Raw genomic sequence first — 13,323 nt, forward strand, 5'->3', positions numbered from 1 at the left:
AGCAGAGGATGTCGCGCCGGCCGTTCCACAAGGTGCTGATCGCCAACCGCGGCGAGATCGCTTTGCGCGTGATGCGCACGGCGCGCCGGCTCGGTTACGGCGTGGTCGCGATCTATTCCGACGCGGATCAAGACGCGCCGCATGTGCGGCTCGCCGACCAGGCCGTCCGCATCGGCGCGCCGCCGCCGGCGCAGTCCTACCTGAACATCCCGGCGATCATCGCCGCGGCCAAGGCGACCGGCGCTGATGCCGTGCATCCCGGCTACGGCTTCCTCGCCGAGAACGAGGATTTTGCGCAGGCCTGCAAGGACGCGGGCCTTGTCTTCATCGGACCATCGCCCGAGGCGATCCAGGCGATGGGTAACAAGGCGGGCGCCAAAGCCATCATGCAGTGCGCCGGCGTGCCCTGCGTTCCCGGCTATCAGGGCGAGGACGAGAGCGAGGAGGCGATGCTGCGCGAGGCGCGGCGGATCGGCTTCCCCGTGATGATCAAGGCGGTCGCCGGCGGTGGCGGACGCGGCATGCGTCTCGTCAGCGATCCGGACGCCTTTCCCGATCTGCTGCGTAGCGCGCGCTCGGAGGCCGCAGCAGCGTTTGGCGACGGCACCGTCATCCTGGAAAAGGCGATTCAGAATCCGCGGCACATCGAAATCCAGGTGTTCGGGGATAGTCACGGCAACGCCGTCCATCTCGGCGAGCGCGACTGCTCGGTGCAGCGGCGGCATCAGAAGCTGATCGAGGAGGCGCCGTCGCCGGCCGTGGGGCCGGAGCTACGCGCACGCATGGGCGCGGTCGCGGTGCAGGCAGTGAAAGCGCTCGCTTACGAAGGCGCCGGTACCTTGGAGTTCCTGCTCGACGGCGACGGTCAATTCTACTTCATGGAGATGAACACGCGGCTGCAGGTCGAGCATCCCGTGACGGAGGCGCTGACGGGGCTCGATCTCGTCGAGTGGCAGCTCCGCGTCGCCGCCGGCGAGCCGCTGCCGCTGCGCCAGGAGCAGATCAGCTTTTCAGGCCACGCCATCGAGGTGCGGCTATGCTCGGAGGACGCCGCGCAGGACTTCATGCCGCAGTCCGGGCGCATGGCGCTGTGGCAGATGCCGGAACAGATCCGCGTCGAGCATGCGCTGGAATCCGGCGTGGAGATTCCACCCTACTACGACTCGATGATCGCCAAGCTGATCAGCCATGGTGCGACCCGCGAGGAAGCGCGCGCACGGCTCATCACCGGATTGGAGCAGGCTGTCGCGCTGGGCGTGACGACGAACCAATCGTTCCTGCTGTCCTGCCTGCGGCATCCGGCGTTTGCCGGGGGCAAGGCAACCACGGCTTTCATTCGCGCACATCGCGACGAGCTGCATGCGCCGGCTGCCAACTCGGGCGGCACGGCGCTTGCCGCCTTGCTGCTCTCGGTCAGCCATCCGCTGGCGCATCCGGTCCGGGGCGGCCGCTCCGTGGCTGCGACTTTTGCGACGCCGCTGCGCTTCGAGATCGGCGGCGAGGTCAGGGAATGCGAGCTGCTGCGCGAGCGCGACGGCAGCTATTGCGTGACGTGTGATGGCTCCGAGCATCGCTGTGAGATCGTCTCGCTCACCGGCGATACGATCCGTGTCCGCCATGCCGACGTCACCGAAAGCGCGCGCTTCATGCGCGACGGCGATCGGCTGTGCGTGCACCATCGCGGTCAGACGCTGACGCTGCGCGATCTCACCTTGGCGGCGCCGCAGTCCACTGCGGTGGCTGGCGGCGACGGCAAGGTGCGCGCCGCCCTGAACGGCCGTGTCGTTGCGGTGCTGGTCAAGCCCGGCGACCGCGTCGTGCTGGGGCAAGCGGTCGTGACGCTGGAAGCGATGAAGATGGAGCATGTCCACACCGCCGGCCTGGCCGGCACCGTGAGCGCGATCGAGGTCGCCGAGGGTGACCAGGTGATGACGGGACGGATCGTGGTGGAGATTGTGGGGTGATCGATGGGCGGAGCCTCGCGTCGTCCTCGCGCGAGGTTGCTGGGCTTTTACATAGACCGCCCGTGCGGCTGCCCCTCACCCCGACCCTCTCCCCGTGAAGAACGGGGAGAGGGAGCGCACCGGTGCTCGTGGGAATGGCTCGTGTCAAACTGACGATCCGAAACCAATGACTGAGACGACAGCTAATTGTTGCGGCAATCTCTCTCGGCACCGGCAGTGCAACCTCTCCCCGCCCTTTGCGGGGAGAGGTCGGATTGCGTAGCAATCCGGGTGAGGGGCATGGCACTGACTCAGCCACGTCGGAGGTCTGTCGGAGTCGTAGATCGGCGCCACCCGCATGTGCCGTACGCCGCTGTCGCCAAGTCGCAGGACGCTAGCTGAACCTCAACGCGGCAATTGCCGCCTTAGCGTCGCGACCAGCCGCGAGGTCTGGAACGGCTTCGACAGCAGCGGGGCGGTGGCGAATTCTTCCGGGCACTGGTCGACGGAATAGCCGGTGACGGCGACGAACGGCACGCCTTCGGCCGTCAGCGCGCGCGCGATCGGGGCTGAGGTCTCATGGCCGAGATTGACGTCGAGCACCGCGAGATCGCAGCGGTTCCGCTGCAACAGATGCAGCGCTTTGCTGACCGTCGGCGCCACGCCGACGATGGCAAAGCCGGCTTCCTCCAGCTCGACCGAGAGATCGAAGCCGATCATCGGATCGTCCTCGACGATCAGGACCTTGATCTTGTCAGCGCCGGGCATGGCTGCTGCCGCGGCTGAGACGTTGCAGGGGGCACCTGAGGTGCCAGCGGAGTCCCGTCGGCGCGAAGTCGACCTCCACCGCTCCGTCGAGCCCGGCTCGGACCATGTCCGAGATCACGCGGCTGCCGAAGCCCTTGTGCTCGGGCGGAGAGACCGGCGGTCCGTCACGCTCGCGCCAGTCCATGTCGAAATCATCCCCGTTGCAAGCCCAGGTGAGCGCAACGCGTCCGTCGTCGGTCGACAGCGCGCCGTATTTTGCCGCGTTGGTCGCGAGCTCATGCACCGCCATCCCGATCGCTTGCGCAGCCTCCGGCGTCAGCTCGATCTGCGGGCCGTCGATGGCAATGCGGTTGCCGATCAGGTCGCGAAAGGCGCCGAGCTGCGAGCGCACGAGGTCGCCGAGCGGAATGAAGCGCCAGTCGTTCTTGATCAGCAGATCCTGATTGCTCGCGATCGCCTGCAACCGCTCGAGAAAGCGATTCAGGTCGAGCTGCCGGCCGTGCCGGGTCATCTGCCGTGCGATCGCCTGCACCAGTGACAGCATGTTCTTGCTGCGATGATTGACCTCGGCGAGCAGGGTGCGTAGCTGCTCACGGGTCTGGCGCCTGTCGGTGATGTCGCGGACGATCTTGGAGGCGCCGATGATGCGGCCAGCGGAATCGCGCACCGGCGAGACCGTCACCGAGACGTCGATCAGCGCGCCGTCCTTGCGCAGGCGGACGGTCTCGAAATTGTCGATCATCTCGCCGGAGACGACGGTGGCGAGGATGCGGTCCTCCTCGGCCTGGCGCTCCCCGGGGATGATCGTGCGGATCGAGCGGTTGATCATCTCGCCTTCCGAGAAGCCGAAGATGCGCTCGGCGCTCTTGTTCCAACTGGTGATGGTGCCGTCCAGCGTCTTGCTGACGACACCATCCGAGGACGAGGCGATGATGGCGGCGAGCATCGCGGCGCCGCGCTGCGCCGCCTTGATCGTGGTGACGTCGCGCAGGATGCCGGAGACGCCGATGATCTGACCGGAGCCGTCGCGGATGGGAGAATAGGTGATCGCAACCTCGAGCGGGCGGCCATCCTTCGCCAGCCGCACGGTCTCGAAGCTCTCGATCGAATCGCCGCCGCTGACGCGAGCGCGGATCGACAGGGCCTCCTGCTTCAGCTCGGGAGGAACGATGTCCAGGATCGACTGCCCGATCATCTCCGCGGCGCCATAACCCAGCATGCGCTCGCACGCTGTGTTCCAGCTGCGAATGATTCCGTCCTGGGTCGTGCCGAAGATCGCGTCGGCAGACGCGTTCACGATCGCGGCGAGATACGCCGTCTCGTCATCGGTCGTGCGGGCGGGGGAGGCGCCGGGCATTCCGTGCACGTCGCACGCTCCTTGCTAGCAGTTCGGCAGAGAGGATGCCGCGCACCCGATTACCAACTCGTTTGTGTACGAATGCAAGTTCTATCTCGTTCGCTGCTTGTTGTTGGCTTTTTTCCGGCAACGAGGACAAGGAGCACCGCCGTCTGCAGACCGCGACAGGTCATGCGACGTGCTCCAGCTCACGGCGGCGAGTACACGAAACGTCGACTTGACAGTTTTGTTCCAAGCTGGCGCCGCGAAAAGGCGGAGGCTTTCGGGGCGCATCCCCATACCGCGTGCAATGCACAGCGCCTGTACCTGATCCTAACAGCGGCGAACTATTTCCCGAGGCTGAGGATGTAGCCGGCCAGATCGTTCGCATCAGCGGCGCTGAGCGGGCTGTTGGCCATCGTGGCGTGCGGGAGCAGGAGGAACTTCACCAGCATGTCCCTGGTCAGGCCCTGCTTGGCGGCAATGGCGACAAACGGCCGGGCGCGCCGGAACCGGGGCTGCTCGGCGCCGACCACATGGCACCCGGCGCACCAGCGCTCCGCGAGCCGGCGGCCATTGTCGAGATCATCGGCCGCTGCGGGAGGCGTGTGGAGCAGCAACAGCGATATTGCCAGGAAGCGGCGCACGGCCAGGGCTCCTCACAGCGGCTGGTCGTCGTCGGTCGAGGGCTGCTCCTGCAGCGAGACGATGTCGCCGCCGCCCAGATCCTCCTCTGGAGGCGGGTAGATCCACATGTGGTCGCGGACGTCCTGGACGCCCTGCACGCTCTTGGCCGCCACGATGGCTGTGGCCCGTTCCTTGTCATCACGCACCGCCCCGGTGAGATGCGCGACGCCGTTGCGGACGACGACGTTGAAGCGGCAGTGCTTGCAGGCGGTGTGGTCGAGCGCATCGAGGATGGCGCTGCGAATCGCGTCGTCATCGCGGCTGGGAGCCGGCACGGCGGTGGCGAGATCCGCCAGCGTCTGCACGAAATCGGTGTGCGTCACCATGCCTGCCAGCTTGTCGCCACTCACGACCGGCAGCCGCTTGATGCTGCGCTTCTCCATGATCTCGGCGATCTCCGCCAGGCTGGCGTCCGTGCCGACCGTCACCGCAGGCCGGCTCATGATGTCGCCGACCGTGCGGCCATGGGAATGGACGAAGTCGGCGGCGATGCGGCCGCGTCCGACCAGCAGGTCGAGCCAGCGGCCCTGCTTGCGCTCGGTGCCGAGCTCGGCGCGGCGCAGGAAGTCGCCGTCGGTCACCATGCCGACGAGCCGGCCGGCGGCATCGACCACGGGCAGCCCGCCGATATGGTTGCGCAGCATGATCCGGGCTGCCTCGGCCACCGGGGTTCCCGGCGTCACCGTGATCACGGATCGGGTCATGATCTGATGGGCACGCATGGCGTGGTCTCGCGAAAGGGCGGCGCTCGCAATCGAGAAAGAATAACGACGCCGCGCTTGGTCCCTTTGACAAGGATCAACCGGGAGTCGCAGCACTCTACACGATGCGCGAACTCTTGTTCCGCCAAGAGCGGCCGCGCAGCAGGTTCTCGTAGAGCTCGCCGTTGGGCGAACGGCTTGTCTCCGTCCTTTGGCTGAGGCGGGAAGGGATGGGCGCGGCCGGGGTTCTGGCATAACATGAGCGTGCATTCCGAAAACGAATGATTTCTCAAGACCAAGAAACTCCGGGAGAGAACGATATGAATTCGCGTTGGTTGGCCGTTGCGGCCGTGGGTGCGCTGCTGATCGCGGCGCCGGCCTCGGCCCAGGTCAAGATCGGCATCCTCAACGACCAGTCCGGCGTCTATGCCGATTATGGCGGCAAATATTCCATCGAGGCCGCCAAGATGGCGATCGAGGATTTCGGCGGCGAGGTGCTGGGACAGAAGGTCGAGCTGGTCACCGCCGATCACCAGAACAAGCCGGATCTGGCGTCGTCGATCGCGCGGCGCTGGTACGACACCGAGGGCGTCGACATGATCACCGAGCTGACGACCTCATCGGTCGCGCTCGCGATCCAGGAACTCTCCGCGGAGAAGAAGAAGATCGACATCGTCGTCGGCGCCGCGACGTCGCGCATCACCGGCGACGCCTGCACGGCCTACGGCTTCCACTGGGCGTTCGACACCCATGCGCTCGCGGTCGGCACCGGTGGCGCGCTGGTCGAAGCCGGCGGCAACACCTGGTTCTTCATGACCGCGGACTATGCCTTCGGCTACGCGCTGGAGAAGGACACCAGCGACATCGTGACGTCCAAGGGCGGCAAGGTGCTGGGGTCGGTGCGCATCCCGCTGAACTCGTCGGACTTCTCGTCCTTCCTGCTGCAGGCGCAGAGCTCGAAGGCCAAGATCATCGGGCTCGCCAATGCCGGCCTCGACACCACCAACTCGATCAAGCAGGCGGCCGAGTTCGGCATCGTCAAGGCCGGCCAGAAGCTCGCGGGTCTGTTGATGACGCTGGCCGAGGTCAACGGCCTCGGGCTCGAGGCCGCACAGGGCCTGGTGCTGACGGAAGGCTTCTATTGGGACCATGATGACAAATCGCGCGCGTTCAGCGAGCGCTTCATGAAGCGGACGGGGCGGATGCCCAGCATGATCCACGCCGGCACCTATTCGGCGACGCTATCCTATCTCAAGGCGGTGAAGGCGGCCGGCACCAAGGATTCGGATGCCGTGGTCAAGAAGCTGAAGGAGCTGCCGGTCGACGACGCGTTCGCGCAAGGCAAGGTGCAGGCCAACGGCCGTATGGTGCACGACATGTATCTGTTCGAGGTCAAGTCGCCGGCCGAATCCAAGAAACCGTGGGACTACTACAAGCTGCTTGCCACGGTGCCCGGCGACAAGGCGTTCTTCTCCGCGAAGGAGAGCGGCTGCCCGCTGACGAAGTGAGCCGCACCATCGGTGTCGTCCCGGCGAAAGCCGGGACCCATACCGCGTGATCTGTCTTGAGGCAGGCTGGCGGTTGAACAGCCCGGCTAACCAACATCCGCTGGGGGCTATGGGTCCCGGGTCAAGCCCGGGACGACAGCGGAGGCGGAGCGATCAGCCGTGCAGGAGCCGCCACAGGATGGCGATCAGCGCGCCGAACAGCAACGCCATCGCGGCGAGCGCCTGCACGCCGAAGCCGGGGCTGCGCTTGTCCGCGGCCTTGGCGTAGGACACCATGTACAGCGCGCGGCCCGCGATCCAGACCAGGCCGAGCAGCGCTGCGATCGCGTCGCTCACATAGATCGCGAACAGCCACAGCGCCGGCAGGAAGATCGGCAGCCATTCCAGCGTGTTGATGTGCACGCGATAGATCCGCTCGAAATCGGCGTTGCCGGTGGTCGCCGGCGCCTTCACGCCGTATTGCCCGCGCGCCTTCCCCACCAGGATCGACATGTAGAAATAGAGCAGCAGCGCAAGCACCGTGACGATGGCGGTGAAGTGATACATTGCGGTTCCCCTTGATCGGTGCGTCCTAATATCCCGTCAGCTCGAGATAGCCCACCCCCGAATGGCTGCCGTTGAAGCTGATCGGTCCCTCCCAATACGGCACGCGGGTGCCCATCCAGGCGTTCGGATTGAGCGGTGCGCTCTCGATCGCGATGCCGAGCGCTGATATCTCGACGCGCCAGCCGACCGGCAGCTTGCGCTCGCCGATCGCGACAATGGTCGTCGGCCGCATCGCGATGTCGCCGGGTCCGAGCGGGCGCGACGTGCCGTCGGCCTTGATCCAGGTGCCGGAGGTGTAGTCGCCATTGCCCTGGCGCATCCGGTACAGCATCAGCTTCTCACCGCCGGCAAAATGTAGGGCGAACCAGTCCCAGCCGCTCTGGTCGGAGGCCAGTGGCTGGCTGCTCCATTCGCGGTCGAGCCAGGCTTGGCCCGTCACCTCGACCGGCGTGTCGTCGAAGGCGATGCGGCCGCGCGCGCGGTAGAACGGCTGGCTGTAGTAGTACGACGCCTGGCCGCGCTCCGACTTGCGGCTGTAGCCGCCGCTGCCCTGCAGCACCACGGGACGATCCGCCTCCAGATGCAGCGCATAGGAGAACTCGGCCGCGCTCGCGCTCATGTCGAGCGGCGCCAAGGTCTGGTCGTCCGTCGCGGCCGAGCCGCGCAGCTGCCAATCGTCGATCCAGGCCTGGAACGGTTTTGCTTCGACGCCGGCCTGGCCGACGCCGCCGCGCGCGAACTTCTCGGTCGAGCGGTGGCTGTCCGCTCGCGTCACCGCGGCATGCGCCATCCAGAGCTGCTGATTGTCGAAGCTCTCGCCTTGCGGGCCGGGCCGCGCCGCCGAGCGGAACAGCGTCCATTGCAGGCCGTAGGCCTTGCCGCTCGCATCGCTGAGATTGGCGGTGATGTACCACCATTCGATGCGGAAATCGTCATGCGGCCCATGGTCGGCGGGGAAGCTGAAGCTCTTGCCCGGCGTCACCGGCGTGAAGCCGTCGGCATTGTCGCTCAAGCCGGCAAAGCCCTGCGCGTGCGCGAGCCGCGGCAGCGCCAGCAGGCCGAGCCCGCCGATCAGGCCGCGTCGCGTGATGGTGGCTCTAGCGCTCAATGGTGAAGGTCCTGACCAGTTGCGCCGGCTGCATCCGTGCCAGGCGCAGCACGGGGAGCAGCGAGGCGATCAATGCCGCGATCAGCGTGACGATCAGCAGCCTGATGAGCTGCAGCGGAAACACATCGAACGGCAGCCGCCAGCCGAACGCTTTCACATTGACGATCGCGATCAGGCACCACGCGACAACGAGCCCGAGCGGAAGTGCAAGAAGCGCGGTCAGACCGGCGAGCGACAGCGTCTTCAACAGCTCGACCTCGGCGAGCCGCCGCCGCGTCAGACCGATCGCCCAGAGCGGCGCGAGCTGCGGAAGGCGCGAGTTGGCGAGCGTCAGCAAACTCGTCAGCAGCGCGATCGCGGCGACGCCGAGCGTGAAAGTGTTGAGCGCGCCGGTCACCGCAAAGGTGCGGTTGAAGATCTGCTTGGACTCCTGCTTGACGGTCGCCTGATCGACCACATTGCGGCCGTCGAGGCCGAACTTCTCGGTCAGCGCGCTGATCAGTCCGGGCACGTCGGCCGGCGCCGCACGCACCGCCATGCGCGTGATCGGCGTCGCGGGAAACCGACGCGTCAGCGCGGCGACGTTGACGGTGACCTGTCCCTTCGGATTGCCGTAGTCGGCATAGATGCCGGCGATGGTGATGCGCCAGTCGCCGGTCGGCGCTGATATGTCGATGCTGTCGCCGAGCGAAAGACTAAGCCGGCGCGCCAGCTGCTCGCTGACGAAGCCGGCATCGCCGCGCACCAGCTGTTTCCACGCGTCTTGGTTAGCTCGCAGCAGCGGCCAGTGGTCGCGATAGGTGTCGTGATCGGGCAGGCCGAGCACGTCGATCGGCGCGCCCGCGAGCTGCGTTTCGGCGCGGCCGCCCGGCAGCACGGCCTGCGCCTCGGGCCGTGTGCGCAGCCAGCCTTGAATTTCGCGCGCCTGCGCTTCATCGGCGGCACTGATGTAGACGTCGGCCGCGAGCCGGCCGTCGAGCCAGACGAGAAAGGTGCGGCTGAAGGTTTCCACCATGGTGGCGACGCCGACATTGACGGCCAGCGCGAGCAGCAGCGCCATCAGCGCCAGCGACAGCCCCGAGATCTGCTGGCGGCTGTCGGCCCAGAACCATCGCGTCAGCGCCGCGCGCGCGCCGCGCTCGCCAAGGCGGAGCACGAACTCCAGGATCGCCGGCAGCAGCAGCGCGGCGCCCAGCATCATCGCGGCGAGTACGCCGAAGCCGGCGAGGAGCGACTGCCCGAGCCATAGCAGCAGTCCGGCGGCCACGAAGAAGGCGAGCGCGACCGCGCTCTGCAATCGCAGCCAGCGCCGCTGCGCCTCCTGCCACGCATAGGGCTGCGCGGTCGACAGGATCGGCAGCCGCATCGACTTGACGAGACTCGTGGTGGCGGCTGCGAGCGCGCCGGCGATGCTGATCACGAGCCCGGCCAGCCACCATTCCGGCCGCAGGCTCAGCTCTCCCGGCACCTGCGCGCCATAGAGGCCGCGCAGCGACGCGGCGACGTTCGGCAGCAGCGTCGCCGCGATGACATAGCCGCAGACGAGGCCGACGATCCCCGCGACCAGCGCGAAGGCGATGAGTTCGCCGATCAGCACGGCGTTGAGCTGGCGCGCCGATACGCCGCAGGCGCGCAAGGTGCGCAGCACCGGCAGCCGCTGCTCGAAGGCAAGGCCGATCGCGGAATTGACGATGAATAGCCCGACCACGAAGGACAGCAGACCGAAGGCGGTGAGGTTGAGGTGGAAGCTGTCGGTCAGCCGCTCCAGATCGGTCTCGGCCTCCGGCTGCACGAGCTGGAGCCGACCGCCGGCGAAGCTCTGCAACGGGGCGCGCTGCCCCGGCGTCTTGCCGAGCAGGAGCCGTGAGATCTGGCCGGGCTTATCGAGCAGCCGCTGCGCGTCGCTGATGTCGACGACGAGCACGCCGGGCGCGAGCTGCTGCTGCACCATCAGCGGCGGCAGCATGGCGTCATTGCTGAGTCGCGGCGTCGCGCCGTCTTTGAGATCGAGATCTGCCAGCGTCTCCGGCGAGATCAGGGTGCGGTGTGGCGGCGTCAGGAATGCCTCGAGCTCGCTGCGCCCGACCATCGGCGCATCGCCGACCTCCTTGGGAATGCTGAACGGCTCGATGCCGAGCAGCCGGATCGAGCGGCCATCGATCTGCACGCGGCCTTCGACGACCGGCGACACCGGCCAGCCGGCGCGGCGCAACTCCGCGAACACGCTCTCGGGCAGCATCTTGCCGTCACGCGCCACCAGCATCGGCGTGCGCACGCCGCCGAAGATCGCGGCCGCGCGATCATAGGAGCTGCGCGCCTGCTGGTTCAGCGCCTGCACGCCGCTCCACAGCGCCGTCGCCGAGATCAGCCCGATCAGCAGCGTCGCAAGTTGCATCGGATGCCGCCGCCAGTGGCTGAGCAACACGGCGAGGATCCAGAGAACGCGCCTCATGCGACGCGGCCCGCATGCAGATGCACATGGCGATCCAGCATCGCGGCAAGGCGTGCGCTGTGCGTGACCATCAGGAAGCCGCAGCCGGTGCGCGCGACGAGGTCGCGCGTCAGCGCCATCACCTCGTCGGCGGTGTCCTCGTCGAGATTGCCGGTCGGCTCGTCGGCGAGCAGCAGCGTCGGCTTGATCGCCAGCGCGCGGCCGATCGCGACGCGCTGCTGCTGACCGCCGGAGAGCTGCTCGGGATAGCGCTTGAGCAGCGGCTTCAATCCGAGCCGCTCCACCAACTCGGTGTGCCACGCCGGATCATGCCGTTCTGCGAGCCGCGCCTGGAAGCTGAGATTGTCCTGCACCGACAGGCTCGGCACCAGGTTGAATTGCTGGAATACGAGGCCGAGCCGCTCGCGCCGGATCGCGGCGCGCCCGGCATCGTCGAGCGCACCCACGGATGCGCCGTCGAGCACGATGTCGCCCCCATCGGCGGCATCGAGCCCGGCGATGAGATGCAGCAGCGTGCTCTTGCCGGAGCCGGATTCGCCGGTCAGCGCCACGCGCTCGCCAGGGGCCACGTCGAGGTCGACGCCGCGCAGGACTTTGATCGGCTCGCCGCCGGATCGGTAGGACTTGGTGAGATGACGGACGCTGAGCACGAGCATGATCGAGGTTATTGCATCACAACATAGCAAGGGCCAACGCGAACATCACGCGGTCGTTCTTCGCGCGCCCGCGATGTCATGGCCATCCCATCATGCCCAGGTTGCGGGAGCGTTCCTGCGCAGCCAAGAAGCGTAAATTCTCGCGTTGCAGCAACAACTTAGCGTGCGCGCCGGTTGCCTGCGGATCAGGTTCGTGGGTAGCATCGACCAAACGCCCGGACCACAGCGGCGGATCATAACAAGGACGGGGAAGGAACATGGCCGCGCCATCGACGCTTCAAGGCACATCCCGCGCAAGCGCGCCGTCCACGCCGAAAGGAGCCTGGAAGATCACCTTCCTGCTGTTCCTGTTCATGCTGGTGAACTTCGCCGACAAGATCGTCGTCGGGCTCGCCGGCGTGCCGATCATGACCGAGCTCAATCTCACGGCCGAGCAGTTCGGCCTGCTCGGCTCATCGTTCTTCTTCCTGTTCTCGATCTCGGCCATCGTGGTCGGCTTCGTCGTCAACAAGGTGCCGACGCGCTGGGTGCTCTTGGTGCTGGCGCTGATCTGGGCGGTGGCGCAATTCCCGATGGTCGGCACCGTCGGCTTCACCACCTTGCTGATCTGCCGAATCATCCTCGGCGCCGGCGAAGGGCCTGCGGCTTCCGTCGCGGTGCATGCGGTCTACAAATGGTTCCCCGACGAGAAGCGCGCGATGCCCACGGCGATCCTCTCGCAGGGCTCGGCGTTCGGCGTGATCCTCGCAGTGCCTGCGCTGAACTTCATCATCGTGAGCTATGGCTGGCACTATGCCTTCGGCGCGCTCGGCGTCGTCGGGCTGATGTGGAGCGCGGCGTGGCTGTGGCTGGGCCGGGAAGGGCCGCTGGCCGAGGTCGAGTCCGCTGCCTTGCGCGAGCAGCGCGTGCCCTATCTGCAACTGCTGACGTCGCGCACCTTCGTCGGCTGCGTGACCGCGACCTTCGGCGCCTATTGGGCGCTGTCGCTCGGGCTGACCTGGTTCACGCCGTTCCTGGTGAAGGGGCTCGGCTTCTCGCAGGCGCAGGCCGGCTTCATCTCGATCCTGCCCTGGATCTTCGGAGCATGCGTGGTGCTGACGACGGGCTTCGTCTCACAGCTGCTGATGGCGCGCGGCCTCTCCACGCGCATGGCGCGCGGCGTGCTCGGCGCGACGCCGCTGGTGATCGGCGGCGGGCTGATGGCGGCGATGGCCCATGTCGACGGCGCGGCGGCCCAGATCGCGCTGCTCGTGGTCGGGTCGGGATTGTGCGGATCGATCTACGTCGTCTGTCCGCCGATGATCGGCGAGTTCACGCCGGTCGCGCAGCGCGGCGCCGTCATGGCGATCTACGGCGCGCTATACACGCTCGCCGGCATCGTTGCGCCGGTCGTGATGGGCAAGATGATCCAGGCCTCGGGCAGCATGGTCGAAGGCTACATGGCCGGCTTCACCATCAACGCGGTCACCATGGTGATCTCCGGCCTGCTCGGCCTCGCGCTGCTCTGGCCGAACAGCGAACGCGCCCGCCTGCAGGCCCACCAGGCTGTCGCGCCGGAATTTGCGTGATAACCTCTGCCTGGGGTCATCGGGAGGCGGCCTCGCGTTCATTCGTCGTG

The 13,323-nt window shown here is 67.0% G+C and carries 11 protein-coding genes; 3 read left to right on the forward strand and 8 right to left on the reverse strand.

Going from position 1 to position 13,323, the window contains the following annotated elements; all coding sequences use genetic code 11:
• Positions 1-8 precede the first annotated feature (8 nt).
• Positions 9-1,964: an acetyl/propionyl/methylcrotonyl-CoA carboxylase subunit alpha gene (locus tag ACVILH_RS09510; protein ID WP_456712661.1), complete on the forward strand. Its 1,956-nt coding sequence runs from the start codon at positions 9-11 to the stop codon at positions 1,962-1,964.
• Between the two features lie 384 nt (positions 1,965-2,348).
• On the opposite strand, the gene ACVILH_RS09515 is transcribed toward ACVILH_RS09510, so the two are convergent.
• The 4 genes from ACVILH_RS09515 to ACVILH_RS09530 all read right to left on the reverse strand — a co-directional run bounded on the left by ACVILH_RS09515 (position 2,349) and on the right by ACVILH_RS09530 (position 5,456).
• Positions 2,349-2,711, reverse strand: a complete 363-nt coding sequence (locus tag ACVILH_RS09515) for a response regulator (protein ID WP_456712662.1) — start codon at positions 2,709-2,711, stop codon at positions 2,349-2,351.
• Positions 2,698-4,077 carry a sensor histidine kinase gene (locus ACVILH_RS09520; RefSeq protein ID WP_456712663.1) on the reverse strand — a complete coding sequence of 460 codons (1,380 nt, stop codon included), beginning with the start codon at positions 4,075-4,077 and terminating at the stop codon, positions 2,698-2,700. Before ACVILH_RS09520 ends, ACVILH_RS09515 begins: the two co-directional genes overlap by 14 nt.
• Positions 4,078-4,394: 317 nt before the next feature.
• Positions 4,395-4,694 (reverse strand): cytochrome c, encoded by a 300-nt coding sequence (locus ACVILH_RS09525; protein WP_456712664.1) that lies wholly within the window; start codon positions 4,692-4,694, stop codon positions 4,395-4,397.
• 12 nt (positions 4,695-4,706) lie between these two features.
• Entirely contained in the window at positions 4,707-5,456 is a 750-nt protein-coding gene (locus ACVILH_RS09530) for a CBS domain-containing protein (RefSeq protein ID WP_456712665.1), read from the reverse strand.
• Between the two features lie 299 nt (positions 5,457-5,755).
• Between ACVILH_RS09530 and ACVILH_RS09535 the strand changes: the two genes are divergently transcribed.
• Positions 5,756-6,943, forward strand: a complete 1,188-nt coding sequence (locus ACVILH_RS09535; protein ID WP_456712666.1) for an ABC transporter substrate-binding protein — start codon at positions 5,756-5,758, stop codon at positions 6,941-6,943.
• 153 nt (positions 6,944-7,096) lie between these two features.
• On the opposite strand, the gene ACVILH_RS09540 is transcribed toward ACVILH_RS09535, so the two are convergent.
• Genes ACVILH_RS09540 through ACVILH_RS09555 form a run of 4 tightly spaced genes read right to left on the reverse strand, consistent with a single transcriptional unit; the run spans position 7,097 to position 11,705 of the window.
• On the reverse strand, positions 7,097-7,489 hold the full coding sequence (locus ACVILH_RS09540) for an MAPEG family protein (protein ID WP_456712667.1): 393 nt from the start codon (positions 7,487-7,489) through the stop codon (positions 7,097-7,099).
• A gap of 25 nt (positions 7,490-7,514) precedes the next feature.
• Positions 7,515-8,597, reverse strand: coding sequence for a lipocalin-like domain-containing protein (locus ACVILH_RS09545; protein ID WP_456712668.1), 1,083 nt, complete (start codon positions 8,595-8,597; stop codon positions 7,515-7,517).
• A complete protein-coding gene (locus ACVILH_RS09550) occupies positions 8,587-11,049 on the reverse strand; it encodes an ABC transporter permease (RefSeq protein ID WP_456712669.1) in 2,463 nt (820 codons plus the stop codon). The genes ACVILH_RS09545 and ACVILH_RS09550 overlap by 11 nt, the downstream gene beginning before the upstream one ends.
• The gene (locus ACVILH_RS09555; RefSeq protein WP_456712670.1) at positions 11,046-11,705 is read right to left on the reverse strand and encodes an ABC transporter ATP-binding protein; all 660 of its coding nucleotides are present in this window, start codon (positions 11,703-11,705) and stop codon (positions 11,046-11,048) included. Before ACVILH_RS09555 ends, ACVILH_RS09550 begins: the two co-directional genes overlap by 4 nt.
• 257 nt (positions 11,706-11,962) lie before the next feature.
• Here ACVILH_RS09555 and ACVILH_RS09560 point away from each other — a divergent pair, with 257 nt between their 5' ends.
• Entirely contained in the window at positions 11,963-13,273 is a 1,311-nt protein-coding gene (locus ACVILH_RS09560; RefSeq protein ID WP_456712671.1) for an MFS transporter, read from the forward strand.
• The last annotated feature ends 50 nt before the right edge of the window (positions 13,274-13,323 follow it).

It is taken from the genome of Bradyrhizobium sp. USDA 4353 (assembly GCF_054063215.1).